We start from the raw sequence: 15,917 nt of genomic DNA, 5'->3' as shown, positions 1-15,917 counted from the left end.
GTTCAGATCATCATTAGAATTCAGCAGCCGGTGAGCGCCACGGGACCACGCTCACCGGCAAAGAACCACGGACGCAGGCGCACACCGATCACGTTGCCGGCATAGGCCGCCAGCAACCACAACCAACCGTGCACGCTGCCCGAGGCGATGCCGCTGAAATAAGCGCCAATGTTGCAACCGTAAGCCAAGCGTGAACCATAACCCAGCATCAAGCCGCCGACCATGGCAGCGATCAACGATGGCAGGGGAATCTTCAGGCTAGGTGCGAAACGGCCTGCCAGCCCCGCGGCGAGCAAAGCCCCCAGAACGATACCCAGGTCCATGACCGTGGTGATGTCCTGCCACAGTGGCGCCGCCAGCGCCTTGGCGTTGGCTGGCATCTGCCAGAACGCCCAACTGCTCACGTCCACCCCCAGGCCGTTCAGAGTCTTGGCGCCCCACAGGGCGAACGCCGAGGTGATCCCCCAAGGTCGCCCCGCCAGGGCCAGGGTGGCGTAGTTCAGCAAGGCCAGGGCGATAGCGCCCCACAAGAGCGGCCACGGGCCACGCACAAAGCGTTGCAAGCCTTGGTGTTCGCGGGCAACCAGCGCTTGCAGGGTTGCATGCCGACGCTTTTCAAGCACCACGGTCGTCCAGGCAATCAGGCCGAACAGCGCCAGGCTCACCAGCAAAGCGGGTCCGACACCCCACACCTGAACGATCGAAGTGGCCGGAAACGATGGCAGCGCAAACCACCAATCAGCGTGATGGGTCGCCGACACCGAACCGATGATGAAGAACAACAGGGTCACCAGCATTCGCGCGTTGCCACCGCCGACGGTGAACAACGTCCCGGAAGCGCAACCACCGCCCAACTGCATGCCGATGCCGAAGATGAACGCGCCGAACACCACCGAGACCCCTGCCGGAGCCACCAGTCCGCTTACCGGGTTACCCAACAGGCTACCCGCCGACAGCGCCGGAAAGAACAGCAGTACCGCCAGTGCCAGCATGACCATCTGGGCCCGCAGACCGGCGCCACGGCGCTCGTTGATGAACACTCGCCAGGCCGATGTGAAGCCGAACGCTGCGTGGTAGAGCGTCAGGCCCAAGGCCGCGCCGACAAGCAGCAGCAATACCTGCTTGAAACCGGCATTGCGGTTGAGAAACCAGGCCCCGGCCAGCAACAAGACCAGGGCGATCGAGGGGGCGCCCAAGCGGCGCGGTTCGGGTGTGGCGGCAGAGGAAAGACCCATCACAATACTCGGATTTCAATGAAACGGGCGCCGAGTATAACGCCCTGGGTCTTCGAAAACCGCTCAGCCGGCGAGTACGAGCGTTATGCGGGGACGGCGCCTCATCCCGTCGCTAGCGTGACGTCTCCACGCGCAATACTTCGGTGTAGATGGCATCGACCGTCTGCCCGACCTTGAGGTTCTTCATCCGGGCCTGAAGGTCAGGGTTCTCGACCTTGACCACCTGTAACTTGCCCTCAGGCGGCAGCAGGCTTACCTCATGGTTCTTAAGGTCGACTTTCTGGATCTGTGACGTCACCCTGACCTGGCGGAACGCTTCGCCCCCTGGGTTGGGGTTGTCGGCAGTGGCACGGAGGGTGCCAGACTCATCGCTCATCTTTGGCGCCCCACCTACATGGGTGTTGAGCACGTAGGCCACCGCGCGGGTGACATAGATGTCGACGGTGTCACCGACCTTCAGGTTGGGCAACGCCTTGGCCTTCTCGGTCAACTGAAAGGTTACATCCTTGTCGTTAGGCCCTTTAACCGTCACCTGACGCTTTTCCAGGTCGATGGCCTGCACCTGGGTGGTGACATGACTTTCCAGCGCCTCACTTCCAATCGGTACGTCCGCCGCCTGGGCGAGGAGGCTGACAGTGGTCAGCATCGAAGCAAGGGCAACGGCGCGAGCCAGGGAGCTAATGGGTTTCATAGGCAGCTTCCATGTGATTCAGAGCGAATGAGTGGGGAAATCCTTACGCGCAGACAAGCATAGCCACTGCGTACCAACCCGCCGCCCCCGTTAGCAGCGGGCGCCATTTTTGGATCCCAAAAGCCATTACAAAATTATTAGGGAATGATTAACCTTTACACTTGCTTTACATTTGTTAACCATTACCATTCGCGACTTCAAAACAACAACTGAGTCGCCCTTCATGGCAAAACTGTCTGCTGCTCCTGCCTCATTGTCAGTACTCGGCTTGCTGGTCGCCCCCACCGCTCATGCCGACACCCAGGAGGCCCTTGCCCTCCCCGCAACTTCCGTTACCAGCGCCTACGAGCAGCAAAGCTACAAGGCCAGCGAAAGCAAAAGCGCGCTGAAGATCGATGCGCCGCTGCGCGACATTCCACAGACCGTGAACGTCGTTCCAGAGAGCGTGATCAAGGACCAGGGCGCTCAGTCCATGGCGGACGTGCTCAAGAACGTGCCCGGCGTCGGCCTGTCCAACGGCGATGGTCAGCGCGACCAGGTCACCATCCGCGGCTTCAGCGCCATCGGCGACATGTACATCGACGGTGTTCGGGACGACGCCCTGTACTTTCGCGACCTGTCCAACATCGAGCGGGTCGAAGTCATCAAAGGTCCTGCCGCCGTGCTCTACGGCCGTGGCTCCTCGGGCGGCCTGATCAACAGCATCAGCAAGAAACCTGGCTTTGCGCCCACGCGCGAGGTCGGCGTCAGTTTCGACAGTGAAGGCAAGCGCCGCACCCAGTTCGACACCGGCTGGGCTGACCAGCGAAGCAACCAGGCCTACCGCGTCACTGGCGCCTTCGAAGACAGCGACACCTTCCGCGACGATGGCTACATCGACCGCAAGGCCATCGCCCCGTCGGCTTACTTCAGGCTGTCCGACGACCTGGAGCTGAACCTGGGTGCTACCTACTTGTACGACAAGCGCCTGATCGACTTCGGTATCCCCGCCCTGGGCAACCGTCCAGTGGATGTCGATCGCGACAAGCGCTTCGGCTCAGGCGATGCCGACCAGGACTACGCCCGCAGCGAGGTATTCTCGTTCACCGCCAGCCTCGACTACCGCATCAACGACGACTTCACCCTGACCAACACCAGCCGCTTCTACCGCTACGACCTGGACCGCAACAACACGCTGGCCGACAGCAGCCCTACCCGCTTCGTCACCGCGCCCAACGGCGAGTTGCTCGTCAAGCTCAACCGCGGCAACGTGGCGCGTGACGAGTACGGCGTGTTCAACCAGACCGAGCTCAAGCAGCAGGCACAATTGCTTGGCATGCAGCACAACCTGCTGTACGGCGTGGAAGTGGGCATGCAGGACAAGCACCAGCGGGTCTTCAGCCAGAACAACGTGGCCCAGGTACCGGTGTATCGCGACGGCCTGGTACCGGTACCAGAGCATGCGGCCAACCTGTCGTCCAAGGGCACCAACTATCAGCAGACCACAGGCCTGTACGTGCAGGACCTGGTCGAGCTGAGCGAGCACTGGAAAGCCCTGGTCGGCGTGCGCTATGACATCTTCGGCCAAGAGTACGACGACGACCGTCGCCAGAATGTCGACCTCGACCGCACCGACAAGACCTGGAGCCCGCGTGCCGGCCTGGTGTATCAACCTGACGCGATCCAGTCGTACTACGTTTCGGTGAGCCGCAGTTACCAGCCGTCTGGTGAAGTGTTCGCGGTCAGCCCGAGCAACCAGCACCTGGAACCTGAAGAGACCACCAACTACGAGCTGGGCGCCAAGTGGGACCTGCTGGACAACCGTCTTTCGCTGACGGCGGCGATCTTCCGCCTCGAACGCACCAACATGAAGACGGCGGACCCAGCCAACCCGAACCTCACCATACTGGCCGGCGAACAACGCACCGACGGCTTCGAAGCCACCGTCAGCGGCCAGTTGACCGACAAGTGGCAGATTTACGCAGGCTACGCCTACCTGGATGCGGAAATCACCAAGTCCAACAGCAAGACCAACGGGGTGTCCAACGAAGGCCAGACGCCCACGCTGACCCCTCGCAACAGCGCCAACCTGTGGCTGGTGCGCACCCTCACCCCGCAATGGCGGGTGGCTGCAGGCGCCAACTACGTCGACGAGCGCTACACCGCGCTGGATAACAAGGTGGTGATGCCTGGCTACACCACCTTCGATGCGGCGCTGCTGTACAGCGTGCCGCAGTGGGACATGGCCTTGCGCCTGAAGAACCTGTTCGACCGCGACTACTATGCCTCCGCGCACGGCTCGGTCGACCTGATAACCCCAGGTGCGCCGCGCACCCTGGAAGCCAGCCTGAACTACCGTTTCTGACCCTACGCGCCTGCTGTGGAAGCGGCCTCGTGCCGCGAAAGTGCCACAAAAGTGGCCCCAGACTTCAGCCTCGATGGATGAAGCGCTGGGGCGACCCTGCGGCCCTTTCGCGGCTCGACTACATTTGCTGTACCCCCCAGGAAAGAGGGACCGTCGGGTTCACCGCTTGGCCGGAATGACATATCCTGACGCGCATTCACCAACCGGACCGTAGCGTTCACCGAGCTTGGGGCATGTCATGAATGCGCACCCTCTACGGCACTGCAACTACCTGTTCGCCAGTGCTCTGATCGCCATCAGTCTGGCCATGACGGCCGGGTGTTCCAACAAAACCAGCAAGGCCCGTTACGCCATGGCGACAACGGGCTCCAAATGCTACGCAAAAGCACTGCCCAGCAGCGGCGAAGGCGGCCTGGCCTGGGGCAACACGTTGAGCATCGCCCAGCAAAAATCACTGAACAACTGCATCCGTTATGCCAGCAGGTCCGGGGGCACCCCGGACACGTGCCAGGTGGTCCTGGCCAAGTGCAAGAACTGACGGGTACCCGGGCCGCGACAACCCGGTTCAGCGCCGCACGATCACGACCTCAAGGTACTCGCTGGGCACCACCAGCGACGCACCGCCGATGTTGTTTTCATTGAGCAGCTCCGTCAGGTCATCCTCCAGCGCCCTCGCCGCTTCCGGCTCCAGCGCGGCAAAGGCTTTGTGCACCGGGCCGTACCAGGTACGGAAGACATCGATGAAATGCGAAGCCGAACGATAACGGAAATTGAACAGCTCATGGCTGACCGTCATCGAGCCGATCTCACCACTGAACATTTCCCTCAACTGCGGCTCGTCCCCCCAGCGCGACGGTGGTAACGCCCCGGCAGGTGGCGGGACATGTCGTCCCAAGGTCTTGAACATTTGCCCAACGAAGCCCTGGGGCGTCCAGTTGGCCATGCCGATACGCCCACCAGAACGGCAAACCCTGGCCAGCTCGCGGGCCGCTTGCGCCTGGTTGGGGGCGAACATCACGCCGAAGGTTGAGATCACGGCATCGAAGGCACCGTTTCGAAATGGCAAGTCCTCGGCGTCCGCCACCTGGAAGTCCACGCTCAGGTGTTCTGCACGGGCGCGTTCCTCGCCGCGCTTGAGCAGCGCGGGTACATAATCGGTAGACGTCACCTTGCACCCGCGCCGCGCGGCAGCCAGTGTGGCGTTACCGTTACCGGCCGCGACATCCAGCACCTGCTCGTCCCAGCGCAAGTCGCAGGCTTCGGCCAGGCGCTCACCGACAATCTGCAGGGTGGTTCCGATCACGGCATAATCGCCGCTGGCCCAGGCGGCCTGCTGGCGGGTCTTCAACGCATTGAAATCCAGGGATGTGCTCATGGTCCACGCCTACTGTGTAGTGCTCGACCGGACGACTTTGCGGCGGTCGATGCGCCTTGAGTCAGAAAGAATTGAGACCCGCTGAGGGCCATTCACCAGCTAAACCCCACATTCGCTGCGCGGCAAGCAGCACCTGGCTGAATGGCAAGAACGGTTCATTACAACGATGCATCTGTTTAGATGCCCGTTGCAGGGGCTTGCGCTTGCCGAACGTCCCGCTAAGGTTGGCTTCAGGACATCGCAGCCTGGAAAACAAAATCCGTCATGCTAATTGCCCCACCACCCCTCAACGAAGCTGCCCGACTGTGCTTCCTGGACAGCCTGAATATCCTCGACACGCCGGCAGAGGAAAACTTCGACCGCATCACACGGCTGGTCAGCCGCCTGCTCGACGTGCCAATGGCGCTGGTTTCGCTGGTGGACATGAACCGCCAATGGTTCAAGTCACGCCACGGCCTCGATGCGCAACAGACCTCGCGGGATGTCGCTTTCTGCGCCCATGCCCTACACGCCGATGACATCCTGGTGATCGCCGACGCCAAAACCGACCCACGCTTCGCGGATAACCCGCTGGTGGTCGGTGCCCCGTTCATCCGCTCCTACGCTGGCGTGCCACTGCGCTTTGCCGGCGGGCTGACCGTCGGCACGCTGTGTGCGCTGGACACCCGTCCGAGGCAACTCGGCGAGCAAGACCTGGAGCACCTGCGCGACCTGGCCCGGATCGTCGAGCGTGAGTTGCTGCACCGCAGCCTGGCCATCGACGCGCGTATCGTCGATGAAGCCGAACGCAGCGCCCTGGTGTCCTCGGCCGAGCGCTTCCGCGCGGTCTTCCAGGAGGGCCCTTCGAGCAAGGCAATCATCAGCCTGGAAGGCCGTATCTACGAGCCCAATCGGGAGTTCTGCCAATTGCTGGGCCAGCCGCCCGAGGCATTGGTGCTGCAAACCCTACTGCAGCAAGTGCATGCCGAGGATCGCGAACTGTACACCGCCCTGGTCCATCGCCTGCTGACCGGTGAGCAGGACAACGCCATGCAGACCTTGCGCTTGCACAGCCATGCTCGTGGCGTGGTGTGGGTGGAACTGAGCATGTCGGCGCTGCGCGATGAGCACGGTCTGCCCGCGCAACTGGTGGCTTCGGTGCGCGATATCACCGAGTTGCGCCGCACCCAGTCACGCCTGCAGCAATACCAGGCCTCGCTGGAACAACAAGTGGCCCAGCGCACCGAAGATCTGCAGCGCAGCCAGACCACGCTGCAGGCCATCGCCGACAACCTGCCGGTGTTGATCGCACACATCGACACGGCGCTCAGGTACCGTTTCAACAATGCCTTGTACAAGGAAATCTTCGGCCTGGACCCCGCTCACCTGAAGGGGCGCAAGGTCGCCGAAGTGCTGCCAGAGCATGTCTACGAACACCTGCTCCCATACTTTGGCAAGGCGTTGGCCGGCGAGCGCGTGGAGGCCGACGATGTCCGCTACAACCCGGCCGACCCGCGCATCTGGCACACCAGCTATGTACCCGACGTGCGCCAGGGCAAGGTTGAAGGTTTCTTCGTGATGTCGCTGGATGTGACCGAACGCAAGAAACGCGAAAAATCGCTCTTGGACCAGGCGACCCTCGATCCGCTGACCGGCCTGCCCAATCGTGCGGTGCTGCAGCACGAGCTGACCTACGCGCTGCGCCAGCAGACTGCCTTCGCCCTGTACTTCATCGACCTGGACGGTTTCAAGAAGGTCAACGACGAATGCGGCCATGAAACCGGCGACCTCCTGCTGCAGGCGGCCGCCAGTCGGATGCTGGCGGTCATGCGGGCCGATGATGTGGTTGCCCGTCTGGCTGGAGACGAATTCATCGTCATTGCCCAGTCCGTGGCCAACCAGGCCGCTGCCCGGGATATCGGACGCAAGCTCTGCGACACCCTGGCCAGCCCGTTCCGCCTGGCCGATACGCAGGTCACCATCGGTGCCAGTATTGGCATCTACGTGCGCGGTGCTGGGGGCGGTAGCCACACCCCGGAAGAGGTATTGGCGCGCGCGGACAAGGCGATGTACGAAGCCAAGCGGCTCGGACGCAACCGTTGCAACGTCGCGCCCGACTGACCCTTACTGGGCGGCCTTGGCCCGTGCCGCGTGCAGCTTCTTGTAGCTTTCGATCAAACGCAAGTGGCGGTCGAGGCCTTCGAGCTTCATGCTGGTCGGGGTCAGCCCATGGAAGCGCACGCTGCCGTCCACCGAACCCAGCACCGCGTCCATGCGCGGGTTGCCGAACATGCGACGGAAGTTGACTTCGTAATCCGCCATTTCCAGCTCATCGTCCAGCACGACCTCCAGCACCACGTTCAAGGCCTGGTAGAACAGGCCGCGCTCGACGGTGTTGTCGTTGAACTGCAGGAAGGCCTCCACCAGCTCCTTGGCGTCGTCGAAACGCTGCAAGGCCAGGCAGATCAGCAACTTGAGCTCAAGGATGGTCAACTGGCCCCACACGGTGTTTTCGTCGAACTCGACGCCGATCAGGGTGGTGATGGTGGTGTAGTCATCCACCTCGCAGTTGTCCAGGCGCTTGAGCAGCGCCCGCAGCGCACGGTTGTCGAGGCTGTGCAGGTTGAGGATGTCGGCGCGGAACGCCAGGGCACGGTTGGTGTTGTCCCAGATCAGGTCTTCGACCGGGTAGATCTCCGAGTAGCCCGGCACCAGGATGCGGCAGGCATTGGCGCCGAGGTCATCGTACACCGCCATGTACACTTCCTTGCCCATGTCTTCGAGAATACCGAACAGGGTCTGGGCTTCCTGGACGTTCGAATCCTCGCCGTGCCCGGAGAAGTCCCACTCGACGAACTCGAAATCGGCCTTGGCACTGAAGAAGCGCCACGACACCACGCCGCTGGAGTCGATGAAGTGTTCGACGAAGTTGTTCGGCTCGGTCAGGGCATGGCTTTCGAAGGTTGGCTGCGGCAAGTCGTTCAGCCCTTCGAAACTGCGGCCCTGCAGCAATTCGGTGAGGCTGCGTTCCAGTGCCACTTCGAAGCTCGGGTGGGCGCCGAACGAGGCGAATACGCCACCGGTGCGCGGGTTCATCAGGGTCACGCACATCACCGGGAACTCACCGCCTAGCGACGCATCCTTGACCAGCACCGGGAAGCCCTGCTCTTCCAGCCCCTGGATTCCGGCCAGGATGCCTGGGTACTTGGCCAGCACTTCCTGCGGCACATCCGGCAGCGCCAGTTCGCCTTCGAGGATTTCGCGCTTGACCGCCCGCTCGAAGATCTCGGACAGGCACTGCACCTGGGCTTCGGCCAGGGTATTGCCCGCGCTCATGCCATTGCTAAGGAACAGGTTCTCGATCAGGTTGGACGGGAAATAGACCACTTCACCGTCCGACTGGCGCACGAATGGCAGCGAGCAAATACCGCGCTCGGTATTGCCCGAGTTGGTGTCGTAAAGGTGCGAGCCGCGCAACTCGCCATCGGCGTTGTAGATGTCCAGGCAATACGCGTCGAGGATCTCCACCGGCAGCGCATCCTTTGGCCCTGGCTTGAACCAGCGCTCATTGGGGTAGTGCACGAACGGCGCATTGGCGATTTCCTCGCCCCAGAACTGGTCGTTGTAGAAGAAGTTGCAGTTCAGCCGCTCGATGAACTCGCCCAGCGCCGAAGCCAGCGCAGCCTCCTTGGTCGCACCCTTGCCGTTGGTGAAGCACATCGGCGACTGTGCGTCACGCACATGCAGCGACCACACGTTGGGCACGATGTTGCGCCACGACGCGATCTCGATCTTCATGCCCAACCCCGCCAGGATCGACGACATGTTGGCGATGGTCTGCTCCAGAGGCAGGTCCTTGCCGGCGATGTAAGTGGTGGTGTCGGCCACCGGCATCAGCAGGCCCTGGGCATCGGCGTCGAGGTTGTCGACTTCCTCGATGATGAACTGCGGACCGGTCTGCACCACCTTCTTGACCGTGCAGCGGTCGATGGAGCGCAGGATGCCCTGACGGTCCTTCTCGGAAATGTCCTCGGGCAGCTCGACCTGGATCTTGAAGATCTGGTTGTAGCGGTTCTCCGGGTCGACGATGTTGTTCTGCGAAAGACGGATGTGCTCGGTGGGGATATTGCGTGTCTGGCAGTACAACTTCACGAAGTAAGCCGCGCACAAGGCCGACGACGCCAGGAAGTAGTCGAACGGCCCCGGCGCCGAGCCATCGCCTTTATAGCGGATCGGCTGGTCGGCGATTACCGTGAAGTCGTCGAACTTGGCTTCAAGACGTAGGTTGTCGAGAAAATTGACCTTGATTTCCATGCGGGATTACCGTGATTTAAGCGTGCAAAACGAAATTGGCCGGCATTATCCGGGTTTTCGACCCGGAAGTCCTGTTTGTCTGCACCGGCATCATCGTTGCTGGCTTGCGCATTTCACCGAATTACTTGCCTGATCCTCCTGACCTGCACCCCGCACCAGACCAGCGGTCACCCTCCTGTGCTAGCGTTTCTGGGTCAGGGAACAGTGTATTCCCAGCCCACCCAGAACATGCGACAGCAACCGATGATCAGCAGGTGAACCATGGAACTACGGATCAACCAGAAGACCTATCAGGTCGAGACCGATGCGGACACGCCCTTGCTGTGGGTGATCCGTGACGACCTGGGCCTGACCGGCACCAAGTACGGCTGCGGCCTGGCCCAATGTGGCGCCTGCTCGGTGCTGGTGGACGGCAATGTGGTGCGCGCCTGCGTGACGCCGGTGGCAGGCGTGGTCGGCCGCGAGGTGACCACCATCGAGGCCATCGAAACCGACGAGGTGGGCAAACGCGTGGTGGCTGCCTGGGTCGAGCACCAGGTGGCTCAGTGCGGCTACTGCCAGTCCGGCCAGGTGATGGCTGCCACGGCTCTGCTCAAGCACACCCCGAAACCCAGTGACGAGCAGATCGATGCGGCAATGGTCAACCTGTGCCGCTGCGGCACCTACAACGCCATCCATGCGGCGGTGCATGCGCTGGCCGAAGGGGGTAAGGCGTAATGAAACCTCGGATCGACACCCCTGAAGACCTGCTGAAGCTAACGGCGGGCGAAACGGTCAACCTGTCGCGCCGACGCTTCCTGGCCAGCAGCGCGGTAGGCGCGCTGGTCCTGGGCTTCGGCTTGCCACTGGGCTCGGCCCGGATCCAGGCCGCAACCGCTGCCCCCGAAGCGCGCGGCACCCAGGTTCCGGCATTTCTGGAAATCCGCCCGGACAGCACCGTGCGCCTGCTGTGCCCATTCATGGAAGGCGGCCAGGGCATCTACACCGCCATGGCGCAGATCGTCGGCGAAGAACTGGATGCCGACCCCGCCACCTTCGTGCTCGACAGTGCACCGCCCGGCGAAACCTATGTGGTGATGGAAAACGGCATGCGCATTACCGGTGGCAGCATGTCGGTGCGCATGAGCTACCCGACCATGCGCCGCCTCGGCGCCCTGGCCCGGGCCATGCTCCTGCAGGCCGCCGCTCAACAGCTGGGCGTGCCGGTCGGCGAGCTGTCCACCGAGCCTGGCAAAGTCGTCCATGCCGCATCTGGCCGTTCGCTGGCCTACGGTGAGCTGGCAGGGCGCGCCATGGACCTGCCGGTGCCGGACCCTGCCAGCATCAAGCTGCGCGACCCCAGTCAGTTCCGTTGGATCGGCAAACCGGTGCGCCGGGTCGATGCCTATGACAAGTCCACCGGCAAGGCGCTGTATACCATCGATATCAAGGTCGACGACATGCTCCACGCCGCCGTGCAACATGCGCCACGCTTGGGCATGACCGTCGGCAACCTGCGCAACGAGGACCAGGTCAAGGCCATGAAAGGCGTGCATTCGGTGCACCGCCTGCCTGGCGCCGTTGCGGTGGTGGCCGAGCGCTGGTGGCACGCCAAGCGTGCGGTCGAGGCCCTTCAGGTCGACTGGCAAGAACCTGCCGCCGACTCAAAAGTGCGGGCCATGCCGGCCGACTTCTCCAGCGACGCCTACCGCGACCACCTGGCTGCCCAGCAAGGACCGGCCCGTGATGACGAGGTAGAGGGAGACGTGGCCAAGGTACTGGCCGAAGCCAAGACCACGGTCGAGGCCACCTACCACAACCAGTACCTGAACCATGCCCAATTGGAGCCGCCGTCGGCCATCGCACGCTTCAACCCGGATGGCTCGCTGGAAGTCTGGCTACCCAACCAGGCGCCGGACATGTTCCGCGACGACATCGCCAAGCGCACCGGCCTGGACCCGGCACGCATCACCCTGCACTCACCGCTGCTGGGTGGCTTCTTCGGGCGACACTTCCTGTACGACTCGGCCAACCCCTACCCACAGGCCATCGCGCTGGCCAAGGCGGTCGGCCGACCGGTCAAGCTCATCTGGAGTCGCGAGGAAGAGTTCCTGCGCGACGTGCATCGGCCCATGGCGGTGGTCAAGTTTCGCGCCGCGCTGGATGCCGAGGGCCTGCCAGTCGCCATCGAGGCCGTCAGTGCCACCGAGGGTCCAACCGAGGCGCTGGCCGGCAAGCAGGGCGAGAAGATCGACCCTACCGCGCTGGAAGGGCTGTCCGGCAAGGCCTATGCCATTGCCAACAAGCGCATTGCGCAGATCTATGTGAAAGGTCCGGTGATGCTTGGCTACTGGCGCTCGGTGGGCAATTCGCTGAACGATTTCTTCTACGAGGCATTTCTCGACGAATTGGCCGACAAAGGCGGCAAGGACCCGTTCGAACTGCGCCTGCAGTTGCTCAAAGGTAACCCACGGCTGACCCAACTGCTACAGGCTGTCGGTGAGCTTTCCGGCGGCTGGAAGCGCGGCCCGTTCACCGCCGAAGATGGCAGCAAGCGCGCCCGTGGCGTGGCCATGGCCTCTCCGTTCGGCTCCGAGGCAGCGGTCATCGCCGAGGTCTCCATCGAGAATGGCCAGGTCAAGGTGCACGACATCTGGCAGGCCATCGACCCTGGTAGCATCGTCAACCCGGCGATCATCGAAGCGCAGGTCAACGGTGCAGTGGCCCTGGGGCTGTCTCAGGCGCTGCTTGAGGAAGCGGTGTACGTCGACGGCAAGCCCAAGGCGCGCAACTACGACTTGTACCCGATCCTGCCACCGTCGCGGATGGCAAACGTGCATGTGCGGATCGTGGAAAGCGGCGCGAAGATGGGCGGCATCGGCGAACCACCACTGCCGGCAGTCGCCCCGGCTGTGGCCAACGCCGTGGCGCGGCTGACCGGCCAGCGCATTCGCAGCATGCCCCTTAGCCGTTACACCTTCAGCTGACCGAGCAAGGATTGCCCATGACCCAAAGCCGTTTCGCAAGCACCGCAGGCTGGCTCGCGCTGCCCTGCCTCGTGGCGGCAGGCCTGCTGGCCTGGTATGTCAGCCGCGAGCCCGCCTCGCCGTTCCAGAACCAGCCCATCACCCAACATGAACCGTCGCTCATCAGCCGCGGCGAGTACGTGGCCAGGCTCAGCGACTGCGTGGCCTGCCACAGCTTGCCTGGGCAGGCTCCCTTCGCAGGCGGACTGGAAATGGCCACCCCGCTGGGTGCCATCCATGCCACCAACATCACCCCCGACCGCGCTACCGGCATCGGCAACTACAGCCTTGCCGACTTCGACCGCGCCGTGCGCCACGGGGTCGCGCCGGGTGGACGCAGGCTCTACCCGGCCATGCCCTACCCCTCCTACGCCAAGCTCAGTGACGACGATGTGCGTGCGCTGTACGCCTTCTTCATGAAAGGCGTGCAACCGGCCAACCAGCCCAACCTCCCTGGCGAGATTCCCTGGCCGCTGAACCTGCGTTGGCCGATTGCGCTGTGGAACGGGCTGTTCGCCCCCGACATGCCCTATGCGGAAAAACCCGCACAGGATGCCCAGTGGAACCGCGGCGCCTACATCGTCCAGGGTCCGGGCCATTGCGGCAGTTGCCACACCCCACGGGGCCTGGCGTTCAACGAAAAAGCCCTGGACGAGGCTGGCGACACGTTCCTGTCCGGCGCCCTGCTCGATGGCTGGTATGCGCCAAGCCTGCGTGCTGACCCGAACACTGGCCTGGGGCGCTGGAGCGAGGCCGACATCGTGCAGTTCCTCAAGACCGGTCGCAACCAACACACGGTTGTGTTCGGCTCGATGACCGAGGCCTTCAACAACTCCACCCAGTTCATGAATGACCAGGACCTGGCAGCGATCGCCCATTACCTGGCGTCGTTGCCTGGCGACCCGCAACGTGACGGCACGCCGTGGCAGTACCAGGCCGTCGCTGCCGACGCCCAGCCGGACACGCCAGGCGCGCACACCTACATTACCCGCTGCGCCGCCTGCCATGGCCTGGACGGCAAAGGCCAGAAAGAGTGGATGCCACCGCTGGCTGGCGCCACGTCGGCGCTGGCCAAGGAGCAAGCATCGGCAATCAATATCACCCTCAATGGCTCGCAGCGGGTGGTCACGGCCGGGCTGCCGGATGCCTATCGCATGCCGGCGTTCCGCGAACAGCTATCCGACCAGGAGATTGCCGAAGTATTGAGCTATATCCGCACCACCTGGGGCAACCATGGCGGCGCGGTCGATGCCCCGGCAGTGGCCAAGCTGCGCGGGCACACCAACCCAGCCAGTAGCAGCCCGATCATTCTGCATATGCGTTGAACAGGATTGACCGATGGAAAGTATCGACCTGCTGGTCCTACGCACCGCCCGAGACTGGCTGCAAGCCGGCGAGTCCGTGCTGCTTGCCACGGTGGCTCGGACCTGGGGCTCGTCGCCCAGGCCCGTCGGCTCGATGATGGCCCTGCGCAACGACGGTCGAGTGGTTGGCAGCGTTTCCGGTGGCTGTATCGAGGACGACCTCATTCATCGCCACACCACCGCCTATGGCGGCAGCGGAATTGCGCAACGAAGCCCGCAAGTGCTGCGCTACGGCGTCAGCGCCGATGAAGCTCATCGCTTCGGCCTGCCGTGTGGCGGCACCTTGGAACTGATCCTGGAGGCCAACCCAGCATGGCGCAGCCTGGATCAACTTTTGGTCCAGCTCGACGCCGGCAACCTGGTACAGCGCACGCTGGAAGTTGGCACTGGCGAGGCTCGGCTGAACGTTACCGATACGCCGGTCCCGTTCAGCTTCGACGGCCAACGCATGGTCAATACCTTGGGGCCAGGCTACCGCCTGCTGCTGATAGGCGCTGGTGTGCTGGCCGAATACCTGGCGACCATGGCTTTATTCAATGGCTTCAAGGTGTCGGTCTGTGACCCGCGCCCGGAGTACATGGATGGCTGGAACGTTGCCGGTGTCGAGAAGCTCGTCGGCATGCCGGATGACGTGGTGCGCGCCTACGCCGCCGACATGCGTACCGCCATCGTTGGCCTGAGCCACGACCCCAAGCTCGACGACCTGGCCCTGCTCGAAGCCCTGCGAGGCCCGGCGTTCTATATCGGCGTTATCGGATCGCGGCGCAACAATGAGCTGCGCCGCGCGCGTTTGATCGAACACTTCGGCGAGAGCGAAACCTCGCTGCAGCGCCTGCACGGCCCCATCGGCATCTACATCGGCAGCAAGACCCCGGCCGAAATCGCCGTCAGCGTCATGGCCGAGTTGCTCGCGGCCAAGAATGGCGTGGTACTGCCTGGTACCCTCGATGTCAGCCAGGCCAAGTACGCCCAAGAGGAGGGCGCGTGACGGCGGGCCTGGCGACCTGCGCAGCACTGGTACTGGCGGCTGGGCGGGCAACGCGCTTTGGCAGCGACAAACGCGTCGCCGCCCTGCCCTCGGGCCAGACACTGCTGGCCGAGACACTCAGGCAAGCGCTTGAGCACTTCGACGAAGTGTTGGTGGTGGTGCGCCCGGGGGATGAGCCACAGCGACTGGGCATCGGGCCAGACGCGAAGCTCGTCTACGCCGCGCACGCCGAAAACGGCCTGTCAGCCAGCCTGGCCGCCGGCATCCAAGCGCTGCAGGCGTCGCGGGCCCAGGCGGTGGCGATCATGCTTGGGGACATGCCTTGGGTAACAGCGCACACACTGCGACGCCTGCGCGCCGAGGCCAGCGAAACGCATATCGTGATGCCGTTCCACCAGGACGAGCGCGGCCATCCGGTGCTGTTCGGGCGGGCGTTCTGGCCGGCGCTTGAATGCGTGCAGGGTGACCAGGGTGGTCGGCAGGTCATTCTGGACAACCGGCATGCCTGGCGCAGGGTGGACGTGGAAGATTCCGGCGTCTTGCGGGATGTCGATACCCCGACTGATTTGCTCGGTTAGGGTCAGAAGGGGCCGCGGTGCTGGCCATCGTGGGCCAGCCTCCT

The 15,917-nt window shown here is 63.3% G+C and carries 12 protein-coding genes; 8 read left to right on the top strand and 4 right to left on the bottom strand.

The genetic code is table 11. The features are described from left to right. Positions 1 to 20: 20 nt before the first annotated feature. The gene (locus tag VXM67_RS12790; protein ID WP_367237052.1) at positions 21 to 1,235 is read right to left on the bottom strand and encodes a YeeE/YedE family protein; all 1,215 of its coding nucleotides are present in this window, start codon (positions 1,233 to 1,235) and stop codon (positions 21 to 23) included. Between the two features lie 112 nt (positions 1,236 to 1,347). Then, on the bottom strand, positions 1,348 to 1,926 hold the full coding sequence (locus VXM67_RS12785) for a hypothetical protein (protein WP_023380322.1): 579 nt from the start codon (positions 1,924 to 1,926) through the stop codon (positions 1,348 to 1,350). A 223-nt stretch (positions 1,927 to 2,149) separates the two neighbouring features. Here VXM67_RS12785 and VXM67_RS12780 point away from each other — a divergent pair, with 223 nt between their 5' ends. Further along, a complete protein-coding gene (locus tag VXM67_RS12780) occupies positions 2,150 to 4,270 on the top strand; it encodes a TonB-dependent siderophore receptor (protein ID WP_023380321.1) in 2,121 nt (706 codons plus the stop codon). A gap of 238 nt (positions 4,271 to 4,508) precedes the next feature. Then, the gene (locus VXM67_RS12775; RefSeq protein WP_023380320.1) at positions 4,509 to 4,808 is read left to right on the top strand and encodes a hypothetical protein; all 300 of its coding nucleotides are present in this window, start codon (positions 4,509 to 4,511) and stop codon (positions 4,806 to 4,808) included. Positions 4,809 to 4,835: 27 nt separating this feature from the next. On the opposite strand, the gene VXM67_RS12770 is transcribed toward VXM67_RS12775, so the two are convergent. Further along, positions 4,836 to 5,645, bottom strand: a complete 810-nt coding sequence (locus VXM67_RS12770; protein ID WP_023380319.1) for a class I SAM-dependent methyltransferase — start codon at positions 5,643 to 5,645, stop codon at positions 4,836 to 4,838. Between the two features lie 264 nt (positions 5,646 to 5,909). Here VXM67_RS12770 and VXM67_RS12765 point away from each other — a divergent pair, with 264 nt between their 5' ends. Then, on the top strand, positions 5,910 to 7,745 hold the full coding sequence (locus tag VXM67_RS12765) for a diguanylate cyclase (RefSeq protein WP_049818814.1): 1,836 nt from the start codon (positions 5,910 to 5,912) through the stop codon (positions 7,743 to 7,745). A 3-nt stretch (positions 7,746 to 7,748) separates the two neighbouring features. On the opposite strand, the gene VXM67_RS12760 is transcribed toward VXM67_RS12765, so the two are convergent. Further along, complete coding sequence (locus VXM67_RS12760) at positions 7,749 to 9,938, bottom strand: OsmC domain/YcaO domain-containing protein (RefSeq protein ID WP_027907797.1); 2,190 nt, start codon at positions 9,936 to 9,938, stop codon at positions 7,749 to 7,751. Positions 9,939 to 10,199: 261 nt separating this feature from the next. Here VXM67_RS12760 and VXM67_RS12755 point away from each other — a divergent pair, with 261 nt between their 5' ends. From VXM67_RS12755 to VXM67_RS12735, 5 genes are read left to right on the top strand one after another with little or no spacing between them, the layout of a single operon-like run. Then, a complete protein-coding gene (locus tag VXM67_RS12755; protein ID WP_023380316.1) occupies positions 10,200 to 10,655 on the top strand; it encodes a (2Fe-2S)-binding protein in 456 nt (151 codons plus the stop codon). Beyond that, positions 10,655 to 12,904, top strand: a complete 2,250-nt coding sequence (locus tag VXM67_RS12750) for a xanthine dehydrogenase family protein molybdopterin-binding subunit (protein WP_186599192.1) — start codon at positions 10,655 to 10,657, stop codon at positions 12,902 to 12,904. The genes VXM67_RS12755 and VXM67_RS12750 overlap by 1 nt, the downstream gene beginning before the upstream one ends. Positions 12,905 to 12,921: 17 nt before the next feature. Beyond that, the gene (locus tag VXM67_RS12745) at positions 12,922 to 14,268 is read left to right on the top strand and encodes a cytochrome c (protein ID WP_367237051.1); all 1,347 of its coding nucleotides are present in this window, start codon (positions 12,922 to 12,924) and stop codon (positions 14,266 to 14,268) included. A 13-nt stretch (positions 14,269 to 14,281) separates the two neighbouring features. Beyond that, positions 14,282 to 15,295 (top strand): XdhC family protein, encoded by a 1,014-nt coding sequence (locus VXM67_RS12740; protein ID WP_023380313.1) that lies wholly within the window; start codon positions 14,282 to 14,284, stop codon positions 15,293 to 15,295. After that, on the top strand, positions 15,292 to 15,873 hold the full coding sequence (locus tag VXM67_RS12735) for an NTP transferase domain-containing protein (RefSeq protein WP_027907795.1): 582 nt from the start codon (positions 15,292 to 15,294) through the stop codon (positions 15,871 to 15,873). The genes VXM67_RS12740 and VXM67_RS12735 overlap by 4 nt, the downstream gene beginning before the upstream one ends. Positions 15,874 to 15,917: the final 44 nt, after the last annotated feature.

This window comes from Pseudomonas sp. Rh2 (assembly GCF_040762985.1).
Classification (GTDB): Bacteria; Pseudomonadota; Gammaproteobacteria; order Pseudomonadales; family Pseudomonadaceae; genus Aquipseudomonas; species Aquipseudomonas taiwanensis.
This window is presented reverse-complemented; position numbering and strand designations above follow the sequence as displayed.

Excerpts from the sequence above, each read along its gene's own strand:
- VXM67_RS12790 (WP_367237052.1), bottom strand. The coding sequence starts at position 1,235 with ATGGGTCTTTCCTCTGCCGCCACACCCGAACCGCGCCGCTTGGGCGCC.
- VXM67_RS12785 (WP_023380322.1), bottom strand. The coding sequence starts at position 1,926 with ATGAAACCCATTAGCTCCCTGGCTCGCGCCGTTGCCCTTGCTTCGATG.
- VXM67_RS12780 (WP_023380321.1), top strand. The coding sequence starts at position 2,150 with ATGGCAAAACTGTCTGCTGCTCCTGCCTCATTGTCAGTACTCGGCTTG.
- VXM67_RS12775 (WP_023380320.1), top strand. The coding sequence starts at position 4,509 with ATGAATGCGCACCCTCTACGGCACTGCAACTACCTGTTCGCCAGTGCT.
- VXM67_RS12770 (WP_023380319.1), bottom strand. The coding sequence starts at position 5,645 with ATGAGCACATCCCTGGATTTCAATGCGTTGAAGACCCGCCAGCAGGCC.
- VXM67_RS12765 (WP_049818814.1), top strand. The coding sequence starts at position 5,910 with ATGCTAATTGCCCCACCACCCCTCAACGAAGCTGCCCGACTGTGCTTC.
- VXM67_RS12760 (WP_027907797.1), bottom strand. The coding sequence starts at position 9,938 with ATGGAAATCAAGGTCAATTTTCTCGACAACCTACGTCTTGAAGCCAAG.
- VXM67_RS12755 (WP_023380316.1), top strand. The coding sequence starts at position 10,200 with ATGGAACTACGGATCAACCAGAAGACCTATCAGGTCGAGACCGATGCG.
- VXM67_RS12750 (WP_186599192.1), top strand. The coding sequence starts at position 10,655 with ATGAAACCTCGGATCGACACCCCTGAAGACCTGCTGAAGCTAACGGCG.
- VXM67_RS12745 (WP_367237051.1), top strand. The coding sequence starts at position 12,922 with ATGACCCAAAGCCGTTTCGCAAGCACCGCAGGCTGGCTCGCGCTGCCC.
- VXM67_RS12740 (WP_023380313.1), top strand. The coding sequence starts at position 14,282 with ATGGAAAGTATCGACCTGCTGGTCCTACGCACCGCCCGAGACTGGCTG.